This is a genomic window from Loigolactobacillus binensis (genome assembly GCF_005405165.1).
Lineage (GTDB): Bacteria > Bacillota > Bacilli > Lactobacillales > Lactobacillaceae > Loigolactobacillus > Loigolactobacillus binensis.
Window position 1 is genome coordinate 19,425 of the sequence record NZ_BJDN01000019.1, and the last position, 16,459, is coordinate 35,883.

A 16,459-nucleotide genomic window follows, 5' to 3' on the forward strand; every position below is an offset into this window, starting at 1 on the left:
CATTTTAAAACTTGTAAAAGAAAATATTCAGATTTTGAGCCCAAAAGCAACTACTTGATGAAAGTGATAACGTAGTAAAAGTTGCTTTTGGCTGCACTTACAAAAGAATTCACATTGTATTCACGCACACGGTTTTTAAACTGCAACTAAATTATGTTTGACCAAATGATCCAGCGCGTAACTGACGCCGTTTTCATCGTTGGTTTTGGTGACAAAAACCTGCGGCGTTTTGAGCTCAGCAAAGGCGTTGCCCATCACGATCGGATAACCGACCATTGCTAACATCGGTAGGTCATTATAGCCGTCAGATGTTCTTGCTGTAGAACGTACTTGAGGCCACGAGATTTTTTGGCCTGCGCACTGGTGATCTCCAAGCAATAGCTAGCTGACTGCTGAACGCTGATGCCGGCGATAGCTAATTTAGCCAGAAAATCGTTGACGGCCGCCATTTGATTTAAGTCAAAGGTCAACAACATGATCTTGAAAACTTCGTGGTGGCGCTGACTGAAAAACGTCGCCGGCTGCAGTTGTGTGATCGGTTGCTGATTTAATTTTTGCGCATAGCGAATTTCTTTGTCGATACGTTCAGTATACCAGTTATGCAGATCGTAGAAACTGAGGCTGATCTGCGGGAAATAAAGTTTCAGCACCGTTAGCAGGCGTCCAGCTAAAGTGAAGTCGATGGTGCTTTTGCTAAGCACCGCCGGTTTGTCGGCTTGCGGTTGGAAAACTAAGCCGCCATTAAAAGCAATTTGCGGCGTGGTTAAATTTAATTTAGTGATCACACTTTGCATTTCTTGTGGTGCCCGCGCGGAAACCAGCGTTAACGGTAGTTTGCAGGCGGCGAGCGCTTTTTGGTTAGCCACAGAAACTTGGCCGGCACTGTTTAAAAGGGTGCCGTCCAAGTCAGAAAAAATATAGTGAATCGTCATATTGATCACTCCCTTAGGTTGCATTCAGTATAAATTGTGGAACGCGTTCCATGTCAAAATAAATTTCAAAAAAGGCTTGCTATGGAGTGCGGACGAGGGTTTAAGCTTAGTGTAGCTAAAAAGCTGGTTGCAGTGCATTTCTAAACCTAACGTTAAAATTCAGTAGCGATTCTGCCTAAAAAGCATAGATAATGTAAAAATAAGCATTATGCGCATGCCTAAATAACGGTTAAGCTTGGCTTATAGTTAAACCCGTATTTTATAAAGCAGGTTTACTTAGTGAATAGCAAGTTTTGTGCGCCGATTATTCTTGGGCGGTCAGCACTGCCCGATTGACACGGTTATTACCGCAGATAACTGCGGTGATTATGCGGCTGAATTTACGCAAGTAGCGGTCTAAAAAGAAACGATTCATTAGCGCAGGCACAAGCTTGGTAGCCGGTTAATTTCAACTACTAAAGGGGCCTGGTCGACTTTTTAGGCATAATAATTGTTTCAGAACATAAGTTAATGAGGAGGGTCACAATGACCGTAAAATTATATGTTGCTTCAAGTAATGGTTCTAGTCGCAATGCGCGGGCGTGGTTTCAGCGGCACCATATTCCGTTTACAGAACGCAATATGATGGCACAACCATTACAGCCCAACGAAATCAAACGCTTATTGCGGATGACGGAAAACGGCACCGAAGATTTGATCTCGACGCGAGCTAAAATTTTTAGTCAGCTTAAACTTGATTTGGAGACAATTTCGACTGGTGAATTGATCAAGTTGATCGCACAGCATCCCGATCTATTAAAGCGCCCGATCATGTTTGATGAAAAACGGCTACAAATCGGTTACAACGAAGAGGATATTCGCCGCTTTTTACCACGAAAAACGCGCCAATTAGAACTGGCCCGGATCCGGGCAAAATTAGTTGTATAATTAAATGATCAAGGCTGGCTGATACTTGCTTAAAACAGGAACGGTTAATTTTTAACGCAGCTATTGGTTTGTTTGTAGCCGGCCTTAGTGGCAGTTTAAGCTTGGTAGCGGCTGATTTTTAGCAGCGGTAGCGATTATTTTTTGAGGTGAAGCATAATGCAAATTCAACATGAAAATGTTCAATTAATGCCTGGATTACCATTTAAATATTTTCAACACGATCGCTTAACAACGGTTAATGTGGCACCGCATTGGCATCAAGGCATCGAGCTTAATTGTTTGACCGCTGGTGCGATGTTAAAATTCGTTACCGCTGGGCAAACAACAGAATATTGGCCAGGCGCGATCTGGGCCGTTGATCGGCGTTGCGTTCACAGTGCGGTGGGCAACACTACTGCAGATTGGGCCGAATTTGGTCTGATCATTGATGATGACTTTTTGCTAGCACAGCTGCCAGAAAGTATTAACTGGCGGTTGACTTTAACTGGCACCGAGGCGGCCAAACAGCACCCAGTTGCTTATGCCGCAGTACGCACTCATTTGTTGGCGATCCGTGATCTATTGGCTCAGGGCAACACTGATTTGGTGCGTTTAGCGGTGCTAAGCCATTTTTACGCATTGTTGGTCCAACTGGGGCAGTCGTTTACTGTGCCGGTAGCACCGCAGAAGGTTAACGCTAATCCAACGCTGGTGGACACCGTTATGACCTATATTGACCAGGCCTATGCGGAACCGTTAAGCGGGGCTGCCTTGGCCCAACAGTTTCACGTGTCATTGACCACATTGAACCAGCAATTTAATGTTAGTCTCCAGATGTCAGTTAACCGTTATCTGCGTTTAGTTCGGCTCCTTCATGCGCGCTTATTGTTGCTGGAAACTGATAAAACAGTTGATTATATTGCCGCCGCCTGTGGTTTTGATAATTGTAAAACGTTAAATCGTAATTTCAAGGCCTGGAAGAAGCGAACGCCAACAGCTTACCGCCAGGCCTATACTCAGTTCAACAAAATTGATACCAGTTGCTTTCAAGATTGTCCTTTGTAAGCCAATTTTCACTGTTAAACTACCTTCTGTACTTGATTATTGACGTTGCGCAACGTTGATTTAATTAAACTTGAAGGAGCAGATAACATGATCAAATTAATTGCTACTGATATGGATGGAACTTTTTTACGTGACGATCTAACCTACGATGAGGCTCGTTTTGCTAAATTACAGCCACAATTGCGGCGGCACGGGATGCGCTTTGTGGTAGCCAGCGGAAATCAATATTTTCAATTGCGGTCCTTTTTCAAGGCTTATCCGGACACGATTTATTTAGCGGAAAACGGCGCCTATATTCGTGATCAAAAGCAGATCTACGCGTTACATTCTTTTACATCAATTGCCGTTCACCAAATTCTGGCTAAATTAGTGACGCTTCCTGACTTAAATATTATTGTTTGTGGCCAGCGCAGTGCTTATATTTTGGCTAGCGTTGCACCAACTTATATCACCAAAATGCGCCAATATTATTATGAACTAGCAGTGGTCCCTAATTTTGATCAGTTAAATGATCATATTGTGAAATTTGCTTTAGGCTGTCCGCCAGCTAAGACGGCAGCTTTAGTCGCTGAGCTGCAGCAACTTTTAGCCGGTTTAGCCGAACCAACAAGTAGTGGTCATGGGGATATTGATTTGATTCAACCCGGAATGAATAAAGCTGCTGGGTTGCGAGAATTAGGCCAAATCCTAGGTATCGAGCTAGCGGAAATGGTTGCCTTTGGTGATGGTGGGAATGATCTGGAAATGTTGCGTGAAGTTGGTTTAGGGGTCGCGATGCAAAATGCCCAGCCGGAAGTAGCAGCAGTGGCAGCAGCGCGGACAACGACTAATCAAACCCAAGGCGTGTTAGCCTATCTGGAAACATTATTGGCTTAGCTTGATAAAAGTTCACTTTAGGGAATAATTTCGCTTTATTTTTATTAAAAAACTTAAGCTGGATCAAGTTTTTTAACAACGTTTCCCGTTACACTAGGGTCATTAAAGGAAAGAAGGAATCGACAATGACCACAAAACAAGAATTTATTGCGACTGAATTCCCTAAACTAAACTTCTACACCAGCCAAATTCTCAAGGTCCATGGCGCACATCATCCTGAATTGGCCAACGTGCGCGAATTGTTCGTGGATATGGCCACGAAAATTGACGCGGATCCAGCAGCAGATGTAAATCCCGACTTGGATAAATTAGCTAGTGTAACGAATAATTATTTGATTCCAGAAGATGGTTGTGAAGCTTACCAGGCCACTTATGTGCTCCTACATGAATTTCAACAGTTGGCGCGCGCCTAATGCCTAAAAATGTTGGTCACAGCTAAAGCGGTTGGCATTCTTTAAAGCCAGGCTAGGGTGATCAGAGATGGTAAGTACTTGGGCTGAAGTTAGCATTACCTTAATTGGTAATGTTATTTTTTTGGACTAAATAACTGCTTCGATCAAGTTTAAATCAATTTTTTCGTTTTTTATGCGCAGTTACATGGCATTAAGCATGACATTATGCCATAATAGTGGTACGCGAAATCAACATTAGATGGAGATATGCTTGTGAGTGATCGAATGATAAATATTACTAAAATGACCCAGCTATTATTTGATGGGTCAATTCAGATACAGGCTGTGGCTAGCCTGGCCGGCGTGCGCGCCGGAACTTTGGCTAGCTACCGCCGCAAAAGTAAGGCTTTAGGCGATATGCCGCTAGCCATGGCTATAGCGGTCAGTAAAGTGGCCAGCGATGACGACGTTTTGGCGGAAGCCCGGGCGCTATCCAAATTAGCGCCGAAGCGGATCGAAACACAGGTTAAACAAGCCGTATTGGTCAAAGAGTTACAGCAGCAGATCGCAACGGAACAACAGGTACCCAATTCAACTGAATTTGTTCACTATCACCAAGTTGTACAGTATTTTGGTTCTTGGCATAATTTTTTGGCTGCTCAGGGAATTGCTGATACGGTGATCAAACAGCCGCGGCAATCCAAATTAGATAAACAGCAGTTAATTGCGGATTTTATCCAGCAAGCAGCCGATCTCGGACATTTACCGAAATCTTACGAATACCGGCACTATGCGGCGGCTAAGCGCTTATTTGGTTCGTGGGCGGATTTTATGACGGCGATCAAAATTGAATAGGTCATAAATAAAAAGCAATCTGTTCTCATGACAGATTGCTTTTTAGCTAGAGTTGCGCTAACGACCAATACAATAGGGTGATTATGCCGTTTGCTTCGTTTCTACGCGGTGTTTAAGTAAATAAATATTGATGGCGGAAAAAATGATGATCAACAGGACCATTACGCCACTAAAGCTTAGTAAGCCAGGTAAAACATTGGCATCAAGCTGACCACCGATCAAGATCACAGATAGTTTATTGAACAAGTTACTGGCCAGTGATAATAGTTTGACTAAAATGAAAACCACGATCACATATAATAGAAAGTAAATAAATTTAGAGCGCATTTCTGGCAGCCAAGTACTGATCGTGCGACCGATTAAGTGGACTAAACTGATGAATACCCAACCGTACAAAGCTAAGGCCACGATGACCAACAAACCAGTGGCTGTGTAACGGTAACTTCCTGCAGGAATACTGATATTATTCAGTGGTAAGAATAAGCTACATAACCCTAGTACAACTAATTCCAGAACAATAAAGTAAATAAAATTCAGCAGGGTGGATAGCAGATTAGCCACGTATAGGCGGGTATCGGTTGTAGGCAATAACCGATAGAGATTGCTGGTCCAAACTCGTTCAGTACGACGTGCTAATAAAATAAATAAGATGAAGGCGGCGACAAAACCATAAGTCAAGGCACTACCAACCGGTGCAGTGCGCTCAAAACTTTGTTTGACTACCAAGGTGAGCATGCTGATAATGACCGCGATCAATTGCAAACCGACCACCAGATGTACGCTGGCGCTTTTCTTTTTAAATAGATTCAGGCAGAGATTCCAGTTTTTAGTCATTTTTTGTGCCTCCGGTGTAAATATTTTCGTAATAGTCCTCAATGCTTTGGCCTTGCGCACGAATTGTGTCGGCTTGTTCAGTGGCCGCAACCTGTTTGTCTTTAAGTACGATCACTGAATCTAGTAGGTTAGCAATGTCATCCACATGATGGTCACTGATCAGGATCGTGGCTGTATCTGGCTTCCACTGCAAGATACTAGCAATGATCGTTTTACGGCTCATCCCATCGATGCCATCAAAGGGTTCATCAAGTAAATACAACGGCACCTGCCGCGCCAAAGTCATCGCGATAATAAATTTTTTACGATTGCCTTTGGATAATTGCCCTAATCGTTTTTGCTGATCCAATTTGAGAAATTCAGCTAATTGTTGAAATTGATCGTTATCAAAGTCGGGATATAGCGCCTGATAGTCTTGAACGATTTGACTTAAACGGGCGCGATCATTATTACCATCTAATTGATGACTAAAACTAACTTGTTGTTTGCGTTGCGCGGCATTGGCTTGACCTGCAATGGTGATCTGACCGCCATAGCCTTTAGCCACACCACTGATCAAACGCATTAAAGTTGTTTTGCCGGCGCCATTAATACCTAGCAAACCGACGATCTTACCGGCAGCTACAGTGCAGGTCACACCATCCAGAATACTATTCAGGTTAAGTTTATAGGTTAAATCTTGAATGTTTAATAATTCAGTCATGTTACGCTTCCTTTCGTTGGTCAAGATAGCTTTGAAAGGCGGTGACCATTTCCGCCGGGGCAATGTTCATGGCCGCTAAGTGATCGTATAGCTCACTAAATTCAGCGGTGAGAACCTGCTGTTTTAAATGCCCTAAGATAACATCATCAGTTGTGACAAAATTGCCTTTACCGCGTTGGGATACCAATACCTTGGCGGTGATCAATTCACTTAGTGCGCGCTGGATCGTGTTGACGTTGACGGTTAAAGTCACCGCTAATTGACGCAACGGGGGGATCTTTTGACCGGCCTTAAAATGACCGCTAATAATTTCGTGATAAATGTACTGCTTGATCTGATAATAAATTGGCACTTTAGCATCGAATTGCATCTCGTTCCTCCTTGCCTAATTGAGTAGTGTATTAGATCTCTATTACACTATAAAGCAAAACGTAGCGGATCGCAAGTCAAAATAACGGCTAGCTGACAAAAATAAAAAGGAACAACCTGAATTTGCTTTAAATCCTTGGCCAACTAGCCCTAATATTGTACAGTTAAGCTAAAAGGGGGATTTGAACATGACAAAGAATCTGCAAAAAATTACCCAAATGATGGATCAGATCAGTGCAGCATATGGCGACCCAGCCGTTAAAATGCAACCTGAGCTGCAGGCGCTATTACTGCAAGCGGCAAAACAATTGGATAAGGAAGGCACTTATCAGTTAGTAGCTACTAAACTGTGTAAGGCCTTGGCGCTTTATTACTGGGGCCATCAACACAATTTTCCAGCAGCGGCGGTCAAACTGCATCAGCAGCTTAAAGGTGAAGCAATGAAATATGATACTACTGCGGCCGCAGCCATATTATTGCCTCTATGGCTTTAGATAAACACTGGCGGTATGTTGGTCAAGTTAATTTCTGTTGATTAATTATAGGAAAATTAGAATATTTTACCGACTATTACTTGATTTATAGAAGGCGAGTTGCCATAATTGGCTTCAAGAGGAAATATGTAAGTGGTTGCATCATTGCTAATTAGCAGCATCATTATTTTTGCAGGGAGGTTATTCAGATTGGGACAAACAATGTTTGATAAATTATGGCAGCGCCACGTGGTTGCGGGCAAGGCTGGCGAACCGCAGTTGATCTACGTAGACCTGCAGTTGATCCATGAAGTAACGTCACCCCAGGCATTTGAAGGTTTACGGGAAAGTCACCGCAAAGTACGCCGGCCAGATAAAACATTTGCGACTTTGGATCATAATGTGCCTACTGAGGATATTTTCAATATTCAGGATGTGATCTCGCGTAAGCAGATCGAAACTTTGGAACAAAATACCCGCGAATTTGGCATTCGGCTGGCGGACTTGGGCAGCCAGGATCAAGGAATCGTTCACGTGATCGGACCGGAATTGGGTTTGACTCATCCAGGCATGGTGATCGTCTGTGGTGATTCGCATACTGCTACTCACGGTGCCTTTGGTTCAATCGGTTTTGGCATTGGTACCAGCGAAGTTGAGCACGTGTTGGCTACACAAACCATTTGGCAAACGAAGCCGAAAAATCTTGGTGTTCATGTTCACGGCGAGTTGCCTAAAGGCGTTTACGCTAAGGACATTATTCTGGGGTTGATCGCCCGCGAAGGGGTGGCTTTTGGTACGGGTTACGCCATCGAATACTATGGGGATACAATTGATGGTTTAAGTATGGAAGAGCGGATGAGTATCTGTAATATGACCATTGAGGGTGGTGCCAAATATGGCTGTATCAAACCAGATCAGACCACTTTTGATTATGTTAAAGGCCGTAAATATACCCCTAAGAACCTTGCTGCCGCAGTCAAAGATTGGCAAACGCTATATACTGACAGTACAGATGACTACGATCGTATTATCGATCTAGATGCTAGTCAGTTGGCACCAATGGTTTCTTGGGGGACTAATCCCGGGATGACTGTGGCCGTTGATGAGCCATTTCCTGCGAGCACAGATGATAATACCCGTGAGGCCTACGATTACATTGGCTTGCAGCCTGGGATGCTGGCTACGGAAATTCCAATTGAGTATGCTTTCTTCGGTTCCTGTACCAATGGTCGTTTATCTGATCTACAGGTAGAGGCGGCAATTCTAAATGGCAAACATATCGCTGAAAACGTAACTGCGCTGGTGGTGCCAGGGTCACGGCGGGTAAAACTTGCCGCTGAGAAATTAGGCCTGGATCGTATTTTTAAGGCTGCTGGTTGTGAATGGCGTGAGCCTGGCTGTTCTGCTTGCTTAGCAATGAATCCAGATAAAGTACCAGCAGGTGTGCACTGCGCGTCGACCACTAACCGCAATTTTGAAGGTCGGCAAGGCGCCGGCGCCCGCACGCATCTGGCCAGTCCCGCAATGGTCGCTTATGCCGCGCTGAATGGTCATTTTGTAGATATTCGCCAGCCGCAATTTGTTTAGTCAGCTACATCATAATGAAAGGTGGCAATTTAATGCAGCCCATTAAAATAATTACCAGTCATATTGTCCCCGTTATGACCGATAATATTGATACTGATCAGTTAGTTTCTCGGGATTCCCTAAAAAAGGTTAATAAAGTTAGTTTGGCGGCTATGCTGTTTTATGGTCAACGCTATCTGGCTTCTGGTGCCAAAAATCCCACATTTCCGCTGAATGATCCACGGCGCGCTGGTGCGCAGATCTTAGTCACCGGCCGTAATTTTGGCTGTGGCTCATCGTGGGAACATGCTGCGTGGGCATTACGTGATTATGGTTTCCGCGCCGTTATTGCTAAAAATTTCAATGATATTTTCTATATGAATGCCATTAAAAATGGTATTTTGCCCCTTGAACTGACCGCTGCACAATGTGATGAATTGGCGGCCTTACCGGCAGACACTGAGGTTACAATCGATTTACCGCAACAAACTGTGCAAGTCGGTACACGCCAATTTACCTTTACCATTGATCCATTGTGGAAGGATAAATTACAGCGCGGTACCAGTGACATCGCCATGACCGCGAAGCACGCCGAGCAAATTGCCCAATTTGAACATAATCTTGGCGAATAATTTAGCTAACAAGGTAGCGCCATAACAGATGCTTTTGTGAGGCGCTATTTTTTATCGCTTTTTTCACCCCAATAAAGCGGCTTCATGCTATAATTTGAGAAGCAACTTGGCCATTAAAACTTCTGTTTGTATGCGCTAAGTCAAGCAACAACTTGCTTACCAGATTTGCAGTAAAGGAGAGTTTAATTTATGAAATTTTCAGTCGATCCCGCGGCCGGTCAGTGGTTCCGCAGCGAGTTTAACTTGCAGCCTGGTGCACATATCCGTATTTTTACCAAAATATATGGTGGTATTCCTACGGTTTATCCAAAATATTATTTAGGTGTGACTGTTAGTGACGCTGATCCAACGGCACCATTTCAGGTGAAGGTGGCTGATATAACTTTTTATATTGCGGCCAATGATGCGTGGATTCTGGACACGTACGACCTGAATTTGAAGCTAGTCAATGATGATGTCGCCTATAATTTTGAACCGGCAACTGAATAATGGTAACCAAAGAAACGCGGAGGGGTTTTGACCACTTTACGTTTTTTTGGTTACCATTAATTAATTTTATCCTTTATACCTTCAAAAAATAAAAGGAGCACCGATTCAAATAATGATGAGCTAATTTGTTACTATTCTACATTAGGTCTTAATGATCGTTCCCCAAAGAAACGCTGCCAGTACTTGATGGCAAGTTCGAAATCGCCTTTATTTTCAAATTCAATGGCCTTGGCGACTATATTGCTGTATAGCTCGATGGTGGTGTTATACTCAACTTGTTGTACACTAGTTAAATAATTGATGGTTTCACCAGATTTTAGATCTTTGATTGGAGCCCCTAAGTTTAGCTGTAAGTAAGTTAGAAAGTCATAAAGCGCTACTTGTTCATCGGCAATATCGGGCATAACTTGATCTAAATAGCGCCACATCAGCGCCTCTAGCATGTGTACATCTAACTTAGGTAACTCGCGGGTAGCCCAATCGTCCACTAAACACAGCACAACACCTGCATCAAAGGCCACTTTAACTGTGCGTTCAAAAAATAGCAAATTGTAAACCCGTGGTGTCAGCGGCACTTCTGTATTATTGCTGGTAGCCCAGCGTTGTTCTTCGGCTAAGCGAAAAGCGACCACATGTTTCTGGACATAAGTGTTAAACCAAGTTTCTGTATTCATGAAAGGCCCTCCATTTTTTGATAGCGCTTACCTAATTGTACCATTGATAATATAGTAATAAAATAATATGGGCCCAGGACTAATGTCATCGTAATTCTAGTATTAAAGGCCACTACATTAGCCAATTAAATCTATTTCAATTTAAGTAAACGCTTTCTTAATGGCTTTGGTCTAGTTAGAAAAAGCTTATGTATTGAGGCTGTTTAACGTTATTGTTGATTATGGTATTCTTATTATTAGATGTCTAGTCAGTCTGTTAGGTTGAGCGGTGGCCATAGAATAATTACCCCCGTATTAGGCACACTTTTCCTGCTACTTTGTGGCGTTAACATTAATTATTATTGGGGGAAACTTGTTTTGCAATTGAAAAGTATAATAGCGGCCCTACCTTTATGGGGAACACAGTTAATGGTGGCAATTTTCTTTATTGCCGGGTTCGTTAATACTTATATGGAAATGTGGGCACGTGCATTTCGTGAGCCGCAGCGTTCGGCCCATAACCGTTTGTTGCACCGAGTGCTACTATTGGTTACCAGTATCGGCATTGGCGGATTGCTAAATGGCATGGGCTATTTTAGTAACCAAAGCGCCATGTTGTATCATAATATGGGGATTTTTATTTTAGTGTTGGCGTTACTAGATGAAGATACTAATTTGTTGGAGTATTTGCTGCGTTGTGTAGCGCTGGTCGTCGTTTGGTTGCTGTACTTTATCAATGATTTTACTAACTTAAGTTTTGTGATCTCACTGACGGTTTTAGTGGTTACTTTGATCAATATTCGAATTTTTCGTACTCAGATCGGGCCCCATTTTCCACAGCGCTTAATTGTTGCGGTGATCATTGCTGCCGATTTTTGGCTTAATTTACCTACGCATACTGGTGGTATGAAAACTTCACCAGAAGTAGCATTAGGGGCGATCATCATGTTTTTTGTGATGAAGTTGTCCACTGGTCGCCAACAACGGCGTTTCTTTGCCAATTTGGCCACAGCCCATCAAGCCAATTTTGATGAACTGACTAATACTAAGAATTTTACGGCTTATCAAAAAGATATTTTTACTTTTTTCGGTAGCACACGTATTCGGCAGCAACCACTTAGCATGGCAGTAGTCGCCCTATTGATCATTTTAAAATCGTTAACGACAAATTTGGTCATTTGGCCGGCAATCAGATCTTGACTGGTGTAGCCCAGGTGTTGCAGCAGATCGTACGTCAATATGGTGAAAGTTACCAGGTTTATCGAACTGGTGGTGAAGAGTTCACCATGGTTTTCCCTAATAGTACGGTGCAAGACGCTTTCCAAGTTATGAGCCATTGTTGGCAGGCGATTCGCAGTGCTAATTTTACTTACGAAATGAAAAAAATTCCAATTACTATTTCTAGCGGAATCAGTGGCTTGCATGATGATGATGCGGTGCCAGAAGCAATTTACAAGCGAGCCGATGATTCGCTATACGGTAGCAAGGCCCACGGGCGCGATACAATTACATTGGATGGTATCACCCAACAGCTGCAGGATGATTCCAACGAGGCAACGTATGCTTACTTTGTCACCGGCGTTTACGCGGTTGCTGGCGATCGACGGCGCGTGGCTAATGAATTACGGTTGCGGCGTTACGATCATAAAAAACAGATTTGGACATTACCGTCACAACGCCATTTGAATATTGATCGGCGGATCGAGCTGATGCGCGCTGCTTTGATCAATAGTCGGTGTCGGGTGCAGATCAAAACTTTGTCGATCGTCGATTTTCTTTCTCAAGATGTGGCTAACAAACTAGTTGCGTATTTTAAAAGTCCTGATGGTCCTGACGAATTATTTATTGAATTACACCGTTTACCGACCTTGGATCTGTTAATATCAATGGTAGCTTTTTATCATCAGGCCGGTGTTAAAATTATTCTTGGTCAGATCAATAGTAACCATCATTTTGAACAGATCACCAATAGCTTAGAATATCTAGATGGTCTTAAAATTGTGATCGCAGCACAAAGTAAGCGCAATACGATCGCCAAAGATATTCAATTTTGGGGCGAGTTAGCGCAAACTTGGCAAATCGGGTTTTCCATTGACGGTGTGGGCAATCAAGAACTATGTGACTGGCTGCTGCAGCAACCGTACCCGAATTTTTTAGAAGGGGACTTCTTTGGGGTACCAACTTTACCATTATTGACGACTTAATAAAAGAGTGTGATATAAGGCGCCCAGCTTTTGAGCATTAGCCTAGAGCGGCGAATAATTCACGTAGTGGATTATTTGACGATCGTAGCTAAGCGGAAAAAGTTGCCTTATGGCACACGTTTTAGCCATATTGTTCGGAAACACAAAAAGGGAGTTGGACATAAATGACTTATGTCACAGCTCCTTTGCTATAAGGTCGCTTTTTTCGTCAAACTAGGCAAGTACGCCCGGGCTAAACGCTTTGGGTATTCTCATTTTTAGGCGAGCTATTTTATTTCAGTGCCTGTAAAATATCCGCATAGGTTTGGGCCAATACAGTTTCGTTATTCAATGTGAATTCATGTTGCAGACCGGCTTCTTTTTTGGCACGCTTTTCTGCAGTTGTTAAACATTCTTCGGCACTTAGGGCCTGCTGTTCGTCGGCGGACAATGCTGAATGCAGGCTTAATTGGTAGCCATATTCGAAGCCATCAAAATAAGTTTCCACAAAATCGCTTGGCGCCAGCTCTGCCTTGTGGTACATTCGTGCTTCATCCCATGAGCCCGCCTTATTCGCGTTAACGATTTGAATACGGACTTTAATGTCCATTGCCTTAAAGTCAGGTGTTGCTTCATCATCTAAGCGTTTGCTCAAAACGGCAGCAATTTGCTGGGTCCGGGCTAAATTTTCCTGCTCGAATTCTGGGGCCTGGGTCGCGATATCCGCGATCGACACTTTATTGACTTCACTGACGTACTGTAGATAGGCCGTGCCAATACCCGTTTCCATCCCCATTTTAAAAATAGCGATAAAAGGATCTAGCCATTGTGCAATTGGCTGTGGTGCTAGTTCTTTAATTTTGTCATTTAAACTTGTGGTAACGGTCGAAGTATCTTGATTCATATCTATCACTCCAATTTACTAGTTATGTAATCGGTAACAAATTCAGTATAGCACAGCACTTTAGCGGCGACAAATAGAGCTGAATCAGTTATTGCCACCTTAACAAGGATGAATGGGTTAGCCAACTGAGCGGTAATTTTTTTATTAATTATTTAGGTCTATTTACTGCTAAATAAAATTAGTTAATGGAGTTGACATTCGTTCAGCAACGCCTTATACTAACTTTTAATTAGAAAACAATTAGAAAAGATATTGAGGGAAAGAGTAAGCATTGCAAGTAGATTTTCAGCGACTGTCGTTGGTGTAAGGGCAGATCAAAAGCAATTCTGAACATGAATCCTGAGTCTTGTTGGTGGTGCAAGCCGTCAGCACGGGTGAGTACGTTATAACTCCGAGCATGTTTGTGCTTTTGAGGTCGCTAGGTGTGAAATTAGCGATAAACCTGGGTGGTACCACGATATTGAATCGTCCCTACATTAATTTGTAGGGGCGTTTTTTGTTCTTTCTAATTAGTTTTTCTAACGGTTTTAGTGGCAATCGGTTTAATCAGGTAGTCTTTAATCCTATTGGGTACTAAAATCGTGTTTTTGATCATTTTGTTAGTAAGCAGCAGGTGCTTGGTTGATGGACGTACTTTCCGCCGCCGTTTGATGGCGACAAGCAGGTTTGGCAGAATTCGGCCAACTGCACCCCAGCGCGTTTTAAATAATAGTGAAAGAGGTCGATAGAAATGAGTTCTACAAATTTTAATAACGCTGACGACACCACTTTAAATTTTGGCGCACCAACAGCAGCACATCAGTTGACTGCCATTTTAAACTTAGGTTGTCCCGATAGTCGCCAGTGGTATCAAGCAAATCGTGCCGGTATCTTTCAGGCGGTACAAACCGGACAGCTTCAGCTTCATCTCAAGTTCTGGAATAAGCCAGTGGCTGATTTGGCCAAAGGTAATATTGCAAATAATTTGATCGACTACGCACAGCCTGCGCAAGCTTTAACGTTTATTGATGCAGTGTTCGCACAGCAGGAAGCGTTGAACGCAGCGCCAGATGTTAAACACTACATTGAGACTAAGTTCCAGCTTAGTGCTAGCTTGGATACCTCCACGGCCGCGGTACAAGTGGCACGCGAGGTGGCCGCAAATGCGATCACTAGCCTACCCACGATTATTTTTGACGGTACCTGCTATTTTGGGGCTACTATAGTGCCAGTGACACAATTATTGTAAATTTAGGAGGCTGCCTATGAGTCGAATTCGGTGTAAACGGGTCAACAAATGGTTGGTCCTTTGGCGCGGCAGTTCCCGCAGTGATACTGTCATGTGTTTGCTACTAACATAAATCTTCAGCAAATACATGAAAGTAGGGATGTTGTATGCAAGCTATCAAAAAAGTCACTTTACCATATCAATTACTGATCGCCTTGGTTTTAGGTATTATTTTAGGGCAATTTTTACCAGGGGCCGATCCTTTTTACAATTTATTAGGAACTGTTTTTATTAATGCCATTACCATGGTGATCTTACCGTTGATCTTCCCAACAGTTGTGGTAGCCGTGGTTCAAATCTTTAACCAAAAGGCCTTTGGCAAAATCTTACTTAAAACGTTTGTTTATTTCTTTGTTGTGACGACCGCGCTTATTTTGCTCTATTTAGCGGCCGGTTATTATTTCAAATTTGGAACGGGTGTACAAAGTCATACTGACACCCAAGCTTTAAAGGGGATCGCGACGCGAGTTAATTTATGGCATTTTATTGCGGCGATCGTGCCAGCCAACGTTTTTAGCGCTTTTGCAGAAAATAATTTATTGGCGGTGATCTTTTTTGCGATTGTGCTGGGCTTAGGTTTAGGTGCGTACGGGCCTAAAAATGCTGCCCCATTGTTGAAATTATTCGATATTTGGATCAAGGCAATTTATAAAATCACGGATTTTGTGATCAAATTATCGCCGCTGGGTATTTTAGGAATCATTGCCCACGATGTCAATACTGTTGGTGGTGGTAAACTATTCTCTTTAGTTAATTTTATTGGTGGCCTTTACATCGGTTATTTGGTTTTGGCCTTGCTTATTTTTCCCTTGATCGCCTTAATTTTCAAGGTGCCTTATTTTAAAACATTTCGTAGCATTCAAGATTTGTTCTCACTAGCCTTTTTCTCAGGTAGTTCCAGCGTTGTTTTGCCGAAATTATTGGAACGTTTGAAGAAAACTGGCACTTCAGCAACGGTCACCGATTTCGTTGTGCCGTTAGGTTATACCTTCAATTTAGAAGGGGCAGTTGTTTATTTGGCGATCGCAGTTGCTTTTATTGCCAATAGCTACGGGGTGCAATTAAGTTTAACGTCGGTACTGACCGTCACGTTGTTGTTGACCTTGATCAGTAAAACGATTGCGACCGTTCCTTCAGGCGCAGTGGTCGTGCTTTTGGCGACTGCTTCCCAATTAGGGTTGCCTAAGGAAGGTGTGGCGCTGATCTTTGCCGTTGATTTCTTTGCTAATGCCGGTCGAACCGCGCTAAATGTATTAGGGAATGCGCTGGCCGCCAAGGTATTGGATAGTCGTCCGGCAACCGTTAAGGCACCGCAACCGTTAGCAGCTAAAGTAGTTAAAAATTAAAGTTCAACTGGAGG

General features: G+C 43.0%; 20 protein-coding genes. 13 read left to right on the plus strand and 7 right to left on the minus strand.

The window, feature by feature from the left end; all coding sequences use genetic code 11:
* Positions 1–135: 135 nt before the first annotated feature.
* Both FFM78_RS14095 and FFM78_RS09255 read right to left on the minus strand, forming a co-directional pair.
* Positions 136–285, minus strand: coding sequence for an HAD hydrolase family protein (locus tag FFM78_RS14095; RefSeq protein ID WP_137638155.1), 150 nt, complete (start codon positions 283–285; stop codon positions 136–138).
* Positions 279–932, minus strand: coding sequence for an HAD-IIB family hydrolase (locus tag FFM78_RS09255; RefSeq protein WP_171001869.1), 654 nt, complete (start codon positions 930–932; stop codon positions 279–281). The genes FFM78_RS14095 and FFM78_RS09255 overlap by 7 nt, the downstream gene beginning before the upstream one ends.
* A gap of 525 nt (positions 933–1,457) precedes the next feature.
* Between FFM78_RS09255 and spx the strand changes: the two genes are divergently transcribed.
* The 5 genes from spx (at position 1,458) to FFM78_RS09280 (ending at position 5,026) form a co-directional block, all read left to right on the plus strand.
* Positions 1,458–1,859 (plus strand): transcriptional regulator Spx, encoded by a 402-nt coding sequence (gene spx / locus FFM78_RS09260; protein WP_137638157.1) that lies wholly within the window; start codon positions 1,458–1,460, stop codon positions 1,857–1,859.
* Between the two features lie 156 nt (positions 1,860–2,015).
* Positions 2,016–2,903, plus strand: coding sequence for a helix-turn-helix domain-containing protein (locus FFM78_RS09265; protein ID WP_137638158.1), 888 nt, complete (start codon positions 2,016–2,018; stop codon positions 2,901–2,903).
* 87 nt (positions 2,904–2,990) lie between these two features.
* The gene (locus tag FFM78_RS09270; RefSeq protein WP_137638159.1) at positions 2,991–3,779 is read left to right on the plus strand and encodes a Cof-type HAD-IIB family hydrolase; all 789 of its coding nucleotides are present in this window, start codon (positions 2,991–2,993) and stop codon (positions 3,777–3,779) included.
* Positions 3,780–3,904: 125 nt separating this feature from the next.
* Positions 3,905–4,192 (plus strand): hypothetical protein, encoded by a 288-nt coding sequence (locus tag FFM78_RS09275; protein ID WP_137638160.1) that lies wholly within the window; start codon positions 3,905–3,907, stop codon positions 4,190–4,192.
* A gap of 252 nt (positions 4,193–4,444) precedes the next feature.
* Entirely contained in the window at positions 4,445–5,026 is a 582-nt protein-coding gene (locus tag FFM78_RS09280) for a homing endonuclease associated repeat-containing protein (protein WP_137638161.1), read from the plus strand.
* Between the two features lie 81 nt (positions 5,027–5,107).
* On the opposite strand, the gene FFM78_RS09285 is transcribed toward FFM78_RS09280, so the two are convergent.
* From FFM78_RS09285 to FFM78_RS09295, 3 genes are read right to left on the minus strand one after another with little or no spacing between them, the layout of a single operon-like run.
* Entirely contained in the window at positions 5,108–5,860 is a 753-nt protein-coding gene (locus tag FFM78_RS09285; protein WP_137638162.1) for an ABC transporter permease, read from the minus strand.
* Positions 5,853–6,563, minus strand: a complete 711-nt coding sequence (locus FFM78_RS09290; protein WP_137638163.1) for an ATP-binding cassette domain-containing protein — start codon at positions 6,561–6,563, stop codon at positions 5,853–5,855. Before FFM78_RS09290 ends, FFM78_RS09285 begins: the two co-directional genes overlap by 8 nt.
* Before the next feature lies 1 nt (position 6,564).
* Complete coding sequence (locus FFM78_RS09295; protein ID WP_137638164.1) at positions 6,565–6,933, minus strand: GntR family transcriptional regulator; 369 nt, start codon at positions 6,931–6,933, stop codon at positions 6,565–6,567.
* A 187-nt stretch (positions 6,934–7,120) separates the two neighbouring features.
* Here FFM78_RS09295 and FFM78_RS09300 point away from each other — a divergent pair, with 187 nt between their 5' ends.
* From FFM78_RS09300 to FFM78_RS09315, 4 genes are all read left to right on the plus strand, one after another.
* Positions 7,121–7,426 (plus strand): bacteriocin immunity protein, encoded by a 306-nt coding sequence (locus tag FFM78_RS09300; RefSeq protein ID WP_137638165.1) that lies wholly within the window; start codon positions 7,121–7,123, stop codon positions 7,424–7,426.
* A gap of 201 nt (positions 7,427–7,627) precedes the next feature.
* Complete coding sequence (gene leuC, locus FFM78_RS09305; protein WP_373280665.1) at positions 7,628–8,992, plus strand: 3-isopropylmalate dehydratase large subunit; 1,365 nt, start codon at positions 7,628–7,630, stop codon at positions 8,990–8,992.
* A gap of 32 nt (positions 8,993–9,024) precedes the next feature.
* Entirely contained in the window at positions 9,025–9,603 is a 579-nt protein-coding gene (leuD, locus tag FFM78_RS09310) for a 3-isopropylmalate dehydratase small subunit (protein ID WP_137638167.1), read from the plus strand.
* Between the two features lie 189 nt (positions 9,604–9,792).
* Entirely contained in the window at positions 9,793–10,092 is a 300-nt protein-coding gene (locus FFM78_RS09315; RefSeq protein ID WP_137638168.1) for an adhesin, read from the plus strand.
* 131 nt (positions 10,093–10,223) lie between these two features.
* Here the strand turns inward: FFM78_RS09315 and FFM78_RS09320 are convergent, their stop codons facing one another.
* Positions 10,224–10,766: a hypothetical protein gene (locus tag FFM78_RS09320; protein ID WP_137638169.1), complete on the minus strand. Its 543-nt coding sequence runs from the start codon at positions 10,764–10,766 to the stop codon at positions 10,224–10,226.
* 357 nt (positions 10,767–11,123) lie between these two features.
* Here FFM78_RS09320 and FFM78_RS09325 point away from each other — a divergent pair, with 357 nt between their 5' ends.
* Positions 11,124–11,945: a hypothetical protein gene (locus FFM78_RS09325; protein WP_137638170.1), complete on the plus strand. Its 822-nt coding sequence runs from the start codon at positions 11,124–11,126 to the stop codon at positions 11,943–11,945.
* Positions 11,942–12,949 (plus strand): diguanylate cyclase, encoded by a 1,008-nt coding sequence (locus tag FFM78_RS09330; protein WP_263390751.1) that lies wholly within the window; start codon positions 11,942–11,944, stop codon positions 12,947–12,949. The genes FFM78_RS09325 and FFM78_RS09330 overlap by 4 nt, the downstream gene beginning before the upstream one ends.
* 271 nt (positions 12,950–13,220) lie before the next feature.
* On the opposite strand, the gene FFM78_RS09335 is transcribed toward FFM78_RS09330, so the two are convergent.
* Positions 13,221–13,832, minus strand: coding sequence for a hypothetical protein (locus FFM78_RS09335; RefSeq protein WP_137638172.1), 612 nt, complete (start codon positions 13,830–13,832; stop codon positions 13,221–13,223).
* A gap of 730 nt (positions 13,833–14,562) precedes the next feature.
* On the opposite strand from FFM78_RS09335, the gene FFM78_RS09340 reads away from it, so the two are divergent.
* Positions 14,563–15,060: a thioredoxin domain-containing protein gene (locus FFM78_RS09340; protein WP_137638173.1), complete on the plus strand. Its 498-nt coding sequence runs from the start codon at positions 14,563–14,565 to the stop codon at positions 15,058–15,060.
* Positions 15,061–15,206: 146 nt separating this feature from the next.
* The gene (locus FFM78_RS09345; RefSeq protein WP_137638174.1) at positions 15,207–16,445 is read left to right on the plus strand and encodes a dicarboxylate/amino acid:cation symporter; all 1,239 of its coding nucleotides are present in this window, start codon (positions 15,207–15,209) and stop codon (positions 16,443–16,445) included.
* Positions 16,446–16,459 lie beyond the last annotated feature (14 nt).